Raw genomic sequence first — 14,143 nt, forward strand, 5'->3', positions numbered from 1 at the left:
TATGAAGTGATGGGGTCCGTGGGAAAGATTCGTCATAAAAGGTAAAAGAGCTGTATATATCAAGAGGTTTTAATTACGTTGGGGGGTATATATATGGATAAATCTGAGGTAAAAAATACAGTAGTAAAATCTCAGAAGAAGATTTGTATGATCAGCTTAATGCTGGTATTTTATGATATGTTTGCGGTTACGGCTGCTTACTTTCTGGCATTATGGGTAAGATTTGATGCTGATTTTGATATGATTCCAAGGTATTTTCTTGAATCTTATCTAAAATTTATACCATTTTATGTTATAGGTTGCGTATTCCTTTTTACAGCACTTAAGTTATATGACAGTATATGGAAATATGCAAGTTTTGTGGAACTTTTCAGAGTCATGGTTGCCACTATTATTTCAGGAATGGCTCATACAGTTTTAATAACAGCATTGATAAGAAGAATGCCGATTTCTTATTATCTTTTTGGAATGATATTCCAGTTCTTCCTTGTACTCGGAATAAGATTCGCGTATAGATTCTATCTCATCATGAGAAACAGATATACGAGGGGAACAACAATCTATAAGAGAGTTATGATCATCGGTGCAGGTGAAGCAGGTAAAAATGTTATAAAAGAGCTTCATCGTTCGGAAGAGATTAATGAAACACCTGTATGTATCATTGATAAAGATCAGAGTAAGTGGAACAGAACTGTTGAAGGTGTTCCTGTAGTTGGAGGAAAAGAAAGTATACTTCTTAATGTAGAAAAGTATAAAGTAGAAAAAATCTACTTTGCCATTCCTACAGCTAGTAAACAGCAGCAAAGAGATATCCTCAGTATTTGTAATGTTACAGGATGCGAGCTGAAAACCCTTCCGGGCATATATCAGATAGCAAAAGGTGATGTTGACCTTAAGGATATGAAGGATGTTGCTATCGAAGATCTCCTTGGAAGAAATCAGATTAAGGTTGATATGAAAGAGATATATAATCAGATTTCCGGAAAGGTGGTTCTTATAACAGGTGGAGGCGGATCTATAGGTAGTGAGATTGCACTCCAGGTTTCAAGACATAATCCAAAGAAACTTATAATTTTTGATATATATGAAAATAATGCTTATGCGATACAGCATAAGATTTTGAAAGAAAATCCTGACTGTCCGCTTGAAGTACTTATCGGATCGGTCAGAGACAGCAGAAGAGTAAATGATGTCTTCAGAAGATTCAGACCGGACATCGTATATCATGCAGCAGCTCATAAGCATGTACCTCTTATGGAGGACAGCCCTTGTGAATCTATAAAGAATAATGTGATCGGTACATATAAAGTGGCTTATGCAGCTATGATGTATGGAACAAGAAAATTTGTACTCATAAGTACAGATAAAGCTGTAAATCCAACCAATATCATGGGTGCATCAAAGAGACTTTGTGAACTGGTAATACAGTCATTTGATAAGATGATCAAAAATAGGAAAGAAGCTGACATACCTGTGCTTCATATACATCAGCAGGATGAAGATATCAGTATGTATCCTATTGCTGAAGGAACACAGAGATATGATGAATTGGGATATCCAATATTTACATTCCCGGGACAGGATGATAAAGGCCATAGAAAGGCTCAAACAGAATTCATCGGTGTAAGATTCGGAAATGTACTCGGATCGAATGGTTCGGTAATTCCGCTTTTCAAAGATCAGATAGCAAGCGGGGGACCTGTAACTGTAACTCACCCTGATATCATAAGATACTTTATGACTATCCCTGAGGCTGCAAGTCTTGTACTTCAGGCAGGTGCATATGCAAAGGGCGGAGAGCTCTTCGTGCTTGATATGGGTGAACCGGTAAAGATTGATGATCTTGCAAGAAATCTTATCAGACTTGCAGGATTTGAACCTGATACTGATATAAAGATAGAATACACAGGACTCAGACCGGGTGAAAAGATGTATGAAGAAAAGCTTATGTCTGAAGAAGGACTTACAAGAACTCCGAATAAGCTTATATATATCGGAAAACCGGTTGAATTCGATGAGAAGAAATTCCTTAGAAAACTTCCTGATCTTATGACTGTTGCATATGAAAATTCTGAATCAGTAAGACTTATGGTGGAAGAAATGGTTGATACATTTCATCCCACAGTAAAGTCTGAAGTAAAGGATAAGCAATATGCTAAAGAGATAGAAAAGATACTTAAGAAGAAAGTTGCCGGGAGTGGAAATGAATTATGGAAATTAGGGATGATGTAAGATTCAAGGGTATAAATCCTTTTGATAAAAAAATATGGCTCAGTTCTCCAACGATGCATGGTGAAGAGCAAAAGTGGATAAATGATGCTTTTGAAAAAAACTGGATAACTACTGCAGGCGAAAATATAAATGTTATTGAAAAAGAAGTAGCTGATTACATTGGTCGAAAATGTGCGGTTGCTCTTAGCTGTGGAACGGCAGCTCTTCATCTTGCTATAAAACTTGCTGCTGAAAAGCTATATGGAATGCCTAAAGCAGGTCATGGTTCGCTTGAAGGAAAAAAAGTGTTCTGTAGTGATATGACTTTTGATGCGACGCTGAATGGAGTTCTGTATGAAAATGGAGAACCTATATTCATAGATACAGAATATGATTCATGGAATATGGACCCTGTTGCGTTAGAAAAAGCATTCGAAATGTATCCAGAAGTAAAGCTTATAGTGGTGGCACATCTTTATGGTTCGCCTGCAAAAGTAGAAGAGATTAGAAAGATAGCTGATGAACACGGAGCTCTTATCATAGAGGATGCAGCAGAGAGTTTTGGTGCTACTGTAAATGGTGTTCAGACTGGATGCTTTGGTGATTATAGTATCATATCATTCAATGGAAATAAGATAATAACAGGAAGCTCAGGTGGTATGCTTCTTTGTGATGATGAAGAGGATGCTAATAAGATTAGGAAATGGTCAACTCAGTCTAGAGAGGAGGCTCCTTGGTATCAGCATGAAGAACTAGGATACAATTATCGTATGAGTAATATTATAGCTGGTGTTGTAAGAGGGCAGCTTCCACATCTAGAAGAGCATATAGCAAATAAGATGAGAATATATGAGAGATATAAGGATGGTTTAAAGGATTTGCCTATAAAGATGAATCCATTTCTACCGAACACAGAACCGAATTACTGGCTTTCTTGTCTTCTTATTGATAAAGAAGCTATGTGCGAGACGGTAAGAGGTGAAAAGAAAGCAATATATAATTTTGAATCTGGAAAGAGCTGCCCGACAGAAATACTTGAAGCTCTTAGTGCATTTAATACGGAAGGTCGTCCGGTATGGAAACCGATGCATATGCAACCACTTTATCGAATGCATGAATTTATTACTTCTACTGGGACAGGAAGAGCCAGAAGCAATGCTTATATAAAAGAAAAAGGGATGGTTGATGTTGGAGAAGATATTTTTACAAGGGGACTATGTCTTCCAAGTGATAATAAAATGAGTGTTGAACAACAAAATGTAATAATTGATATTATTTGCAAATGTTTTAGTTGAATTAATTTTGAGGGATAGTATTGTGGCTTTTATAAAATTAAAACCTAGTTTAAAGAGTAAGCTGATTAAAATATCTGATATTAATGATTATCAATTGTTAATGTATACTCCATCTATAATAAAAGCGTTTCCTTTTAAGATGGATAATTATTCTTTTTCTTATCGCATTAGATGTTTTCTTGAGTTTTTTTGTGGCTATAGAGTTTTTTATTTTAAATCAAAGGAGAAGTGGATTGGTTATTGCATTGTAACTAATGGTAAAAATATTAGATATAAGTTTTGTGACAAAGATGATATTACTTTTGGACGATATTACGTCAGAGATTCATTTAGAGGAAATGGAATAGGCAGAATAATGGTTGAATCTGTTTTGAATTTGCCAGAATTAGAGTATAAAAACGCGTATGCATACGTTCATGACAGTAATAAGACTAGTAGTTCATTGTTATTAAAAATCGGATGTAAACCTGTTCGGAAATTTAATATGGTTGGCAAATTGAGGAGAATTAAAGAAACAGAAAATGGCAATTATACATTATTCTGTTACTCTCAAAAAAAATAATAAAAATCTAAAAATAATGAAAGAGATTAATGATATGGGTATTAATATTTTAATTCTTGCTGCTGGAACAAGAAATAAGATAGTTCAATATTTTAAGAAAGCGTTGAATGGCGAAGGCAGGGTGATTGCCGCAGATGCAAGTGCTCTAGGACCAGCGATATACGAGGCGGATGATTTCTATATAGTTCCACCTATTACTGAAAATGGATACATAGATAAAATAATAGACATATGTAAAAAAGAAAAAATAAGAGCAGTATTAAGCCTTATTGATCCTGAGTTGAGTTTGCTAGCAGCAAATGAAAGACGATTTAAAGAAATTGGAGTTACTGTGCTTGGAAGCTCGTATGAGTTATGTGAATTGTCACTAGATAAAATGAAAATGTTTCATTGGCTTAATAGTCATGGATATTATTGTGCTCGTTCATGGATAGATAAAAAAGATTTTTATGAGTGTGTAGATTATGGTGAAATAAATTATCCCGTATTTGTTAAACCGTATAAGGGTTCAGCTAGTATTAATATATCAAAAGTTTTTAACAAGGATATGGTCGAGCAATTATTTTTGAGCGAGTCAGATTTGATGATTCAAGAATATCTTGATGGACAGGAAATTGGGGCGGATGTATATATTGATTATTTAAGCGGTGAGGTTGTTTCTATTTTTACAAAAAAGAAATTAAAAATGAGAGCTGGAGAAACTGATAAAGCTGTTAGTTTTAAAGATAATCAATTGTTTGCTTTAATTGATAAATTTGTTACAGAAGCTGGTTTTCGAGGACAAATTGACATAGATATATTTGATATAGATGGACATTATTATATTAGTGAGGTTAATCCTCGATTTGGCGGAGGATATCCACATGCATATGAATCAGGTTGTGATCATATGAAGTTAATTGTAGAAAATCTTAAGGGGAACATTAATTTACCGCAAATAGGAAATTATGAAGAAGGTATTTATATGATGAAATATAATGAAATTAAAATTCTAAAAGAAAAAGGTGACGAATATGAATGTATTAATAATAGCACCTCACGCTGATGATGAAGTGATAGGTTGTGGTGGTACAATATCAAAATTATCAGACGAAGGAAATGATGTGTATTTATGTATTGTAACTAATGGTTGTCCACCGATTTTTGATAATACTGAAGCAAAAAAGAATAATTGGCCACACAATAATTATATTGAGACAACGAACAGTAATAGGATTTTAGGTATAAAAGAAACATTTTATTTGGATTATCCAGCTGCAATGTTAGAAACTGTTCCACGTTATGAACTTAATGGTAGATTAATTGAAATAATAAAAAAAATTAGACCACTTGAGATTTATATACCTCATTTTGGAGATATGCAAAAAGATCATCAAATTGTAGCTGAAGCATGTATGGTTGCTGTACGTCCCAAGTATTCATTTGCTCCTAAAAGAGTTTATGCTTATGAAACATTATCAGAGACTGGGTGGAATACTCCTTCAATTTCAAATGAATTTATTCCAAATTGTTTCGTTGATATTTCAAGGTATTTGCAAAATAAAAAAGATGCAATGCAGTGTTATTCATCTCAATTAGGTGATTTTCCAGATGCTAGATCATTGCAAGCGATAGATTCTTTAGCAAAATATCGTGGAGCCAGTATGAATATGGATGCTGCTGAAGCGTTTATGGTTATTAGAGATATAAGATAAAATGGAGATAACAATAGATGTATTTGTTTTTTAAACGTTTCTTTGATTTAATATCCTCTTTGGTATTATTTATAATAATTAGTCCACTTTTTCTTTTGTTATGGGTATTAGTAAGAATAAAACATGGAAAGCCAGCTTTTTATAAACAAATTAGATCTGGAAAAGGAATGAAAAGTTTTACTATTATTAAATTTAGATCTATGACAGAAGAGAAAGATATAAATGGTGAATATTTACCTGATGAACAAAGAGTGACATCTTTTGGAAAGTTTTTAAGATCTTCATCTCTTGATGAATTACCTGAATTGCTTTCTATTATTAAAGGAGATATGTCAGTTATTGGACCAAGACCATTGCCTATTTCGTATGATGATTATTATACTGAAAGGGAAAAACTAAGATTTAATGTAAGAGGTGGATTAATTCCTCCAGAGGTTTTATATAATAATGTTCAACCAACATGGGATGAACAGCTTGAATATGAAGCTTATTATGGAGAAAACATTTCTTTAAAACTAGATTTTCAAATCATAATGGCGGTTTTTAAAGGACTACTAAAACGGTATAAAAACGACTATGGAGAATATGTTAGAGAAAGTCTTAATGTAGAACGAAAGGAAATGAAAAAGTGATGGTTGTTTCGATACATCAGCCAAACTATATTCCATGGCTTGGTTTATATTATAAAATTGCTCATTCAGATGTTTTTGTGTATTTAGATGATGCTCAATATTCTAATATTGGAGATCATAATGTTAATAAAATCAAAACACCACAAGGAGAATTCAAGTTAAAGATACCAGTTGAGCAGCATTTAGGAGATTTGATATTAAATGTTCGTACTAAGGATGAATTAAATTGGAAAGACAAGCATTTAAAAACAATAGCAATGAATTATTCAAAGACGCCATATTTTGATAAATTCTATCCTGACTTATATAGAATTATTATTAATCATAATGGATCAATTTCAGAATTAAATATGAATATTGATAGATTGATAATAGAAGGGTTTGGATTTGATACTGAAATAATTAAAAGTTCTGATTTGGATATCCATACATCTAAGGAGGAAAGAGTAATAGATATATGCGTAAAATTAGGAGCATCAGAGTATTTATCTGGAAATGGTGCTAGAGCATATGAAAGTGATGAACATTTTTTAAACAGAGGAATTAAATTAACTTATACTGATTATATGCCGATTGAGTATAAACAGATTTGGCCTAGAGTTGGGTTTTTACCTTATATGTCTGCAATTGATTATATATTTAATTGTGGATTTGATTGGGAATATGTAGAGAAAGAAGTTAAAAAATTAAATTATGGAAATAGGTAGTTTTATTGAGCTTCAGTTTGATAAAGGAAAAGAATATTATCGAGATAATAATATAATAAGATTAAATACTGGTAGAGCAGCTATTTGGCACTCATTAAGGATTTTGGGATGTGATTGTATATGGATTCCTTACTATCAATGTGATACTGTTCGAGATTTTCTTTTAAAAAAAGGAGTAACAATTAAATATTATCATATTGATAAAATGTTCAATCCATTAGATATTAATCAGAAATCTGGGGAAGCTGTATTACTTGTCAATTATTTTGGTGTGATGTCGTTTGACAGGATAAATGAATTAGCCTTGATGTTTCATAATGTAATTATCGATAATAGTCAGTCATTCTTTAGTAAACCGAATGAATCATGCTTGAATGTTTATTCTTGTCGAAAATTCATAGGGGTGCCTGATGGAGCCTATGTAATTGGATCTGATGTAAATAGATTTATTGAAGAGTATGATAAGTGCTTTTCTTCAGATACTTCTTTGTTTTTATTGCAACGTATTGAGTATGGATGTGAAGGAAAAGCTTATAAAAACAGAGAGCTAAATGAAAAACGACTTGATTCAGAGGACTGTATGATTATGTCGGATCTCACTAGGGTGATTCTTGATGGTACAGATTATGAATACATTATAAAAAAAAGAATTGAAAATTTTAATTATGCAAGAAAATTATTTGATGGGATTAATTGTATAGATGCATCTATGTATTATGACGAAACTACAATTCCAATGGTTTATCCTTTTGTTTATGAAGACGATGAATTAATGTTAAAACTTCAAAAAGCTAAGCATTTTCAGGGACATTGGTGGAATTATATATGTGACGAAATGAATGATAAAGCATTTGAGTATTGGTTATCGAGATTCATGATTCCAATAACTATAGATCAAAGATATTCATTTAAAGATATTGAATATATTTATTCAATTGTGACAAATAAGGAGGACTTTATATAATGGAACTATTTAATAAGATTATTAATAAAGAGGAAAGTATAGCTATTGTTGGACTTGGGTATGTTGGGATGCCCATAGCTGTAGCTTTTGCTAAAAAAGGAATAAGTGTTATTGGGTTTGATTTAAATAAAGAGAAAATTGAATTATATAGATCAGGGATAGATCCAACAAATGAAGTCGGAAATGATACTATTAAAAAAACATCTGTAAAGTTTACTTACGATGAAAAAGAACTGAAAAATGCAAAGTTTATTATTATTGCAGTTCCAACACCTGTTAATTCTGATCATACTCCGGATTTATCACCTGTTATAGGTGCTTCTGAAATTGTTGGAAGAAATATGGCGAAAGATTCAATTGTTGTTTATGAATCTACAGTTTATCCTGGGTGTACGGAGGATGTTTGTATTCCAATATTAGAAAAGCAGAGTGGTCTAAAGTTTGGAACTGATTTTAAAGTGGGGTATAGCCCTGAACGAATAAATCCAGGTGATAAAATTCATCGTTTAGAAAATATTCGCAAAATTGTATCTGGAAGTGATGTAGATTCGTTAAATGAAATAAAAGCTATTTATGATATTGTTATTGATGTAGGAACATATCCTGTTTCTAATATTAGAACAGCTGAAGCGGTTAAGGTTGTTGAGAATAGTCAGAGAGACATTAATATTGCTTTTATGAATGAGTTGGCAATGGTATTTGATCGTATGAATATAGACACAAATGAAGTTGTAGATGGTATGAATACGAAATGGAATGCACTAGGTTTTCGACCTGGTTTGGTTGGTGGGCATTGTATTGGAGTGGATCCTTATTATTTCACATACGAAGCGGAAAAATTGGGCTATCATAGTCAGATAATCCTTAATGGACGTATTGTAAATGATAGCATGGGCGCTTATGTGGCCAATGCTTCAATTAAGAAAATGGTTGAAGCTGGACAAGCCCCCAAGAATAGTAAAGTTGTAATACTAGGATTAACATTTAAAGAAAATTGTCCTGATACTCGAAATAGTAAGGTAAATGATATTATTAAACATTTAAATGAGTATGGCATAATACCAGAAGTTGTTGATCCATGGGCCGATGAAAAAGACGCAATAAATGAATATAATGTAAAATTATCTAAATTAGAAGATATAAAAGATGCTAATTGTATTATTGTGGCTGTAGCTCATGATGAATTTAAATCATTAGGGTTAGGTAATATATGCAAACTTTTCAAAAATATTCCTAATGAGGAAAAAGTATTAATTGATGTAAAAGGACTTTTTTCTGTGAAAGAATTAAATGCTTATAATATTAAATGGTGGAGATTATAAAAAATAGTTTGATTATATTATAAATAATTGAGGATTACGAATGAAAATAGTTATTTCAGCGTCAAAAGGAAATTCTCTGATTGGTTTTAGAGGCAAACTAATTAAAGAATGGATAAAACATGGAAATGAGGTTATTTGTACATCTATTGAAAGTAATAAAGAAATGGATGATTCAATAACCGATTTAGGGGCAAAATACTATCAGATTAAGGGGAGTAGAACTGGTACAAGCATAATTGAAGGATTTAAAATGATTCACGCCTATAAAAAGTTGTATAAAAAAGAAAAACCTGATGTTGCGTTTTTATACATGTCAAAACCCATAGCGTTTGGTGGGCTTGCAGCTATTTTTTCTAAAGTAAAACATATTTATGTTTTTGTAACAGGCTTAGAAATTGCTTTTTATAGTAAAGGGATAAAAAATGCGATTGTTCGTTTAGTATTAAAAACACTATTTAAAATTGTTCATAGTAAAGCAGATAAAGTGTTTTTTATGAATCAAGATGATTATAATACATTTTTAAAAATGGGATTAGTAAAAAAAGAACAATCACGGTTTGTAAATGGTTCTGGAATTGATTTAAATCACTATACATATAAACCATTACCAGATAAAGATGCTGTTTGTATGGTGGGAAGACTGGTTTGGAGTAAAGGAGTAGGAGAGTTTGTTGAAGCTGCTAAGATAGTTCATCAAAAATATAGAGATGTTGAATTCTATATAGTTGGTGGATACGATGAGAATCCAGAATCTTTATCCAAAAAAGAAATAAAAGAAATAAAAGAACAAGGTGAAGTGGTTTTATATGGTTATCAAAATGATGTTAGACCTTATATAGAAAAGTGTTCGATATTTGTTTTACCTTCATATCATGAAGGAAACGGAAGATCTATAGTTGAGGCAGAAGCAATGGGGCGACCAATTGTGACAACTTTAGCTCCAGGTTGTAGAGAAACAGTGGAAGATTCAATTAATGGATATTTAGTTCCGGTAAAAGATGGAGAGAAAATTGCTGATGCTATTATTCGTATTTTAGATAATCCCGAGTTAAAAGAACAAATGTCAAAGGAGAGTTTAAGAGTTAGTAAAAAATTTGATGTTAACGAAGTAAACAAAGTGTTTTTAAATGAGATGAACATATTATAAATACTAGGAGTCAGAATGAATATTTTGGTAGTCACAACAAGCGCATGGAGAAATGACGATAATGCTGGTAATACCATGACAAATTTCTTTTGTGATGATAAAAAAAATGATTATTATAATTTATACTTTAGATCTGACATACCAGATAATTCTGTCATTAAATCGGCATTTCATATTTCTGATCAGGAAATTGTAAAAAACGTTTTTAGACTAAAAAAAATAGGTAATAAAGAGGAATGCAAATATAGTAATCAGATAAAAAATGCTTCTATTATAGATTCTGTATATAAAAATCGTAGAAGCAAAAAAGGGAAATTTTTGTGGTTTATTAGAGATTTGTTATGGTTTTTAAATCTTAATAAGACAAATTTAAAACAATATCTTGAACAGGTTAAACCTGATGTTGTTTTTTTTACAGCTTCAAATTACATATATATTTATAGAATTGTACATTGGATAATAAAACATTATAATTATAAATTTGTTTCATTTTATGGTGATGACAATTACTTAATCAGAGAAAAGAAAGGATTATCCTACCAAATTTATTATCATTTTTTGCGTAAGTTTATTAAAAAAAATATTGAACTGTCTGATTTAAACTATTGTTCGTCGCCTATTCATTCAGATGCATATTCAAAAGAGTTCAATCGCCCTTTTCTATCACTTATTAAATCTCGAGATTTTATTAGTAGGGACGAATATAGTGTAAATAAAGATAATATAGAATTTTTATATATAGGAAATCTTTATTATGGAAGGTGGAAGACTCTTGTTGCATTGGCTAATACAATAAAAAAAATTAATTCAGAATTACAGACAAATCATATATTAACAGTATTCAGTGCTAATTCGCTTAATGATAAGGTTAAAGAAGAATTTGAAAAATCTGGTATTCAGTTTATGGGTAAAATATCACCGGAACTAGTTGATGGTTTGCAAAAAAAAGCAGATATTTTAGTTTATGCAGAAAGTTTTTATGATAGTACTGCAAAATACTCGTTTTCGACTAAAATAGTGGATTATTTATATGCAGGGAGATGTATTGCTGCATTAGGTAGTTTTGAGTTGGCATCAATTAAATTTTTTAAAGAAAACAATTGTGCTCAAGTAATTGATAATCCACAACATATTTATGATAATATTCTTGAATTACTTAATAATGATAATCTTAGAAGCAAACTTGCAGTGAATGCATGGAATACAGGAAAGAATTATTGTTCTAAAAAAGCTAATTCTCAAAAGATGTTAGAGGAAATAAATAAACTATGTCAATAGATTTTTTAAAAATTGGTATTTTAATTATTTTTATATATGCGTCTATTCTAAATCTGCATGGTAAAATAAATGTTGATCAAAGAAAACGGAGATTATTTTGTGCTTTTGCTACGATTGTATTGTCAGTATTAACAGCATTAAGAGCTGATTCTGTAGGATCAGATACTAGTGCATATATATATGAGTACAATAATTATTCAAATTATTCGTTTTTAATGATAATTAAGTCATTTCCTTCTTGTTGGGGATATTATTCTGTTGGAAAAATCTTTCATGGTTTAGGATGTGATGTGCATTTATGGTTTTTCTTCATTGCGTTTTGTTTTAATGCGGTTGTTTTTTATTTTATTTATAAAAATAGTGAAGATATTATTCTTTCATTTATATTATATATTTCTACCGGTATATTTAGTTTTTCTATGTCGGGACAAAAGCAAGTTTGTGCTATGACATTGTGTATTTTGGCATATAATATTTATCTTAATAAGGAAAAACGATTGATTCCAGTAATAATAATTATAATTGGTTCTTTTTTTCATCAGACTGCATTGATTTTTATGGTTGCTCTTTTTATTAAAAACTTAAAAATAAATAAAATTAATAACTTGATTGCTTTGAGTGTTTCAATCATTGTATTTATAAGTGGAAGTACAATTCTTCGTAATTTTATTACGGCTTTAGCTAATGCCGGGAATAGATTTGGTTATTATCAAAATAATATAAGTAATTATAGTCTTACTATATTTTTTATTCAATTAATGATTGTTTTTGTTTACTGCATATATTTCAAATCAATCAATGAATCAAATTATTCAGGGTTCTTTTATTGCTCAATAATTTCATTATTGTTCTTTTTCCTAAATAAATATGTGAGTTCAATGTTTAGAATTGGATATTATTTTTTGTTTTTTAATTATATTCTTTTTCCTAATTCAGTATGTTCTGAAAATGATTCAAGAACGAGAGTACTTTTGAAATTGGGTGCAGGTACGGTGTTTCTAACATATTTTATTATTTTTTCAAATATAAATTATCAAATGTTCATATAATATAAAAACTTCAACGGTTGTAGATATAAAAACATAGATATGAATGTTTACATAGTATAAAGGGAATTAGCATGAAAATAATCCAAATTAATTGTGTATATGGAAATGGAAGTACTGGAATGCTTGTAAAAAGCTTAAAGGAAGGACTTGAATCACAAGGAAATCAGTGTTTTGTTTTATATGGACGTGGAGAGTTTTCTAAAGATAGATTTACATATAAATTTTCGTCTGAAATTGAAGCAAAATTTCATTCTTTGTTAACACGTTTAACGGGCGTTGAATTTGGTTATTCTCTAATTTCAACAAATAGAGTTATTAAAATTTTGAAAAGAATGAAACCAGATGTTGTGCATTTGCATTGTCTTAATGGACATTGCATTAATGTTTATAAGTTGATTTCATATTTAAAGAAAAACCAAATCAAAACAGTTCTTACACTTCATGCTGAAATAATGCATACTGCAGGATGTGAGCATGCAATTAATTGTGAGAAGTGGAGAGAAAGATGTTATGATTGTGACATTATAAAAGGTAAATTGACGAGATATTTTAGAGATGACGCAGCAATATGCTATGATAAAATGAAAAGATGCTTTAATTGCTTTCCTGAACTTACGGTGGTTGGTGTATCAAATTGGTTAACGAATAGAGCTAAATCATCTCAAATATTTAGAGATTCTAATTGTAGATTCTCCACTGTATTGAATGGAGTTGACATTGATATTTTTAAACGAATCATTTGTAATGATGAGTATATAAAGAAAATAAAAAATGAGGGTAGACCATTACTGTTATATTTGACACCTAATTTTTATCATCATTTAAAAGGTGGTAATAAAGTACTAAAATTTGCTGAAATGCATCCTGAATGGGATTTTTTGATGGTAGGAGTGAATGAAAAGAAAAATGATTGGCCTGCTAATATAAAATGTATTAAACATACAAAAGATAAGAATGAGTTAGTGATGCTGTATAATATTGCAGATATAACGATTGTGATGAGTTTAAGGGAAACTTTTTCTATGGTATGTGCGGAGAGTCTTTGCTGTGGGACTCCGGTGGTAGGTTTTAAATCAGGTGGTCCTGAATCATTTTTACCACATAATAATTCGGCTTTTGTTGATCAAGACGATTATTATAGTTTGGGTGTTTCAATTAAAGCGTTATTAGAAAAAAAATATAGAGATGAGGATTATTATAGTAATCGTGATTTTTTATCTAAAAACAGAATGATAAAAGAATATTATGAATTATATTTAAGTAAATAAAAAGAGTATATAAA

General features: G+C 30.8%; 13 protein-coding genes. All 13 read left to right on the forward strand.

The genetic code is table 11. The features are described 5' to 3' along the window. The first annotated feature begins 93 nt into the window (after positions 1-93). A complete protein-coding gene (locus tag B5D25_RS04395; protein ID WP_078786745.1) occupies positions 94-2,232 on the forward strand; it encodes a polysaccharide biosynthesis protein in 2,139 nt (712 codons plus the stop codon). After that, a complete protein-coding gene (locus B5D25_RS04400; RefSeq protein ID WP_078786746.1) occupies positions 2,211-3,506 on the forward strand; it encodes a DegT/DnrJ/EryC1/StrS family aminotransferase in 1,296 nt (431 codons plus the stop codon). The genes B5D25_RS04395 and B5D25_RS04400 overlap by 22 nt, the downstream gene beginning before the upstream one ends. A 22-nt stretch (positions 3,507-3,528) precedes the next feature. Then, positions 3,529-4,068 carry a GNAT family N-acetyltransferase gene (locus tag B5D25_RS04405; RefSeq protein ID WP_078786747.1) on the forward strand — a complete coding sequence of 180 codons (540 nt, stop codon included), beginning with the start codon at positions 3,529-3,531 and terminating at the stop codon, positions 4,066-4,068. Continuing rightward, positions 4,028-5,113 carry an ATP-grasp domain-containing protein gene (locus tag B5D25_RS04410; protein ID WP_341465070.1) on the forward strand — a complete coding sequence of 362 codons (1,086 nt, stop codon included), beginning with the start codon at positions 4,028-4,030 and terminating at the stop codon, positions 5,111-5,113. Before B5D25_RS04405 ends, B5D25_RS04410 begins: the two co-directional genes overlap by 41 nt. Beyond that, complete coding sequence (locus B5D25_RS04415; RefSeq protein WP_078786748.1) at positions 5,082-5,762, forward strand: PIG-L deacetylase family protein; 681 nt, start codon at positions 5,082-5,084, stop codon at positions 5,760-5,762. The genes B5D25_RS04410 and B5D25_RS04415 overlap by 32 nt, the downstream gene beginning before the upstream one ends. A 17-nt stretch (positions 5,763-5,779) precedes the next feature. After that, a complete protein-coding gene (locus B5D25_RS04420) occupies positions 5,780-6,394 on the forward strand; it encodes a sugar transferase (protein ID WP_078786749.1) in 615 nt (204 codons plus the stop codon). Next, positions 6,394-7,101: a WbqC family protein gene (locus tag B5D25_RS04425; protein ID WP_078786750.1), complete on the forward strand. Its 708-nt coding sequence runs from the start codon at positions 6,394-6,396 to the stop codon at positions 7,099-7,101. The genes B5D25_RS04420 and B5D25_RS04425 overlap by 1 nt, the downstream gene beginning before the upstream one ends. Next, positions 7,088-8,065, forward strand: coding sequence for a hypothetical protein (locus tag B5D25_RS04430; RefSeq protein WP_078786751.1), 978 nt, complete (start codon positions 7,088-7,090; stop codon positions 8,063-8,065). The genes B5D25_RS04425 and B5D25_RS04430 overlap by 14 nt, the downstream gene beginning before the upstream one ends. Beyond that, positions 8,065-9,387 (forward strand): nucleotide sugar dehydrogenase, encoded by a 1,323-nt coding sequence (locus B5D25_RS04435; RefSeq protein ID WP_078786752.1) that lies wholly within the window; start codon positions 8,065-8,067, stop codon positions 9,385-9,387. The genes B5D25_RS04430 and B5D25_RS04435 overlap by 1 nt, the downstream gene beginning before the upstream one ends. A 40-nt stretch (positions 9,388-9,427) precedes the next feature. After that, on the forward strand, positions 9,428-10,534 hold the full coding sequence (locus B5D25_RS04440; RefSeq protein ID WP_078786753.1) for a glycosyltransferase family 4 protein: 1,107 nt from the start codon (positions 9,428-9,430) through the stop codon (positions 10,532-10,534). Between the two features lie 15 nt (positions 10,535-10,549). Next, entirely contained in the window at positions 10,550-11,812 is a 1,263-nt protein-coding gene (locus B5D25_RS04445) for a glycosyltransferase family protein (RefSeq protein WP_078786754.1), read from the forward strand. Continuing rightward, positions 11,803-12,861, forward strand: coding sequence for an EpsG family protein (locus B5D25_RS04450; RefSeq protein ID WP_078786755.1), 1,059 nt, complete (start codon positions 11,803-11,805; stop codon positions 12,859-12,861). The genes B5D25_RS04445 and B5D25_RS04450 overlap by 10 nt, the downstream gene beginning before the upstream one ends. Positions 12,862-12,932: 71 nt before the next feature. After that, the gene (locus B5D25_RS04455; RefSeq protein WP_078786756.1) at positions 12,933-14,129 is read left to right on the forward strand and encodes a glycosyltransferase; all 1,197 of its coding nucleotides are present in this window, start codon (positions 12,933-12,935) and stop codon (positions 14,127-14,129) included. The last annotated feature ends 14 nt before the right edge of the window (positions 14,130-14,143 follow it).

Source organism: Eubacterium ruminantium (assembly GCF_900167085.1).
In the GTDB taxonomy this organism is placed as follows: Bacteria; Bacillota; Clostridia; order Lachnospirales; family Lachnospiraceae; genus Eubacterium_Q; species Eubacterium_Q ruminantium.

Coding starts and splice junctions, on each gene's coding strand:
- B5D25_RS04455 (WP_078786756.1), top strand. CDS start 12,933: ATGAAAATAATCCAAATTAATTGTGTATATGGAAATGGAAGTACTGGA.
- B5D25_RS04395 (WP_078786745.1), top strand. CDS start 94: ATGGATAAATCTGAGGTAAAAAATACAGTAGTAAAATCTCAGAAGAAG.
- B5D25_RS04400 (WP_078786746.1), top strand. CDS start 2,211: ATGGAAATTAGGGATGATGTAAGATTCAAGGGTATAAATCCTTTTGAT.
- B5D25_RS04415 (WP_078786748.1), top strand. CDS start 5,082: ATGAATGTATTAATAATAGCACCTCACGCTGATGATGAAGTGATAGGT.
- B5D25_RS04410 (WP_341465070.1), top strand. CDS start 4,028: ATGGCAATTATACATTATTCTGTTACTCTCAAAAAAAATAATAAAAAT.
- B5D25_RS04445 (WP_078786754.1), top strand. CDS start 10,550: ATGAATATTTTGGTAGTCACAACAAGCGCATGGAGAAATGACGATAAT.
- B5D25_RS04435 (WP_078786752.1), top strand. CDS start 8,065: ATGGAACTATTTAATAAGATTATTAATAAAGAGGAAAGTATAGCTATT.
- B5D25_RS04440 (WP_078786753.1), top strand. CDS start 9,428: ATGAAAATAGTTATTTCAGCGTCAAAAGGAAATTCTCTGATTGGTTTT.
- B5D25_RS04425 (WP_078786750.1), top strand. CDS start 6,394: ATGGTTGTTTCGATACATCAGCCAAACTATATTCCATGGCTTGGTTTA.
- B5D25_RS04450 (WP_078786755.1), top strand. CDS start 11,803: ATGTCAATAGATTTTTTAAAAATTGGTATTTTAATTATTTTTATATAT.
- B5D25_RS04420 (WP_078786749.1), top strand. CDS start 5,780: ATGTATTTGTTTTTTAAACGTTTCTTTGATTTAATATCCTCTTTGGTA.
- B5D25_RS04430 (WP_078786751.1), top strand. CDS start 7,088: ATGGAAATAGGTAGTTTTATTGAGCTTCAGTTTGATAAAGGAAAAGAA.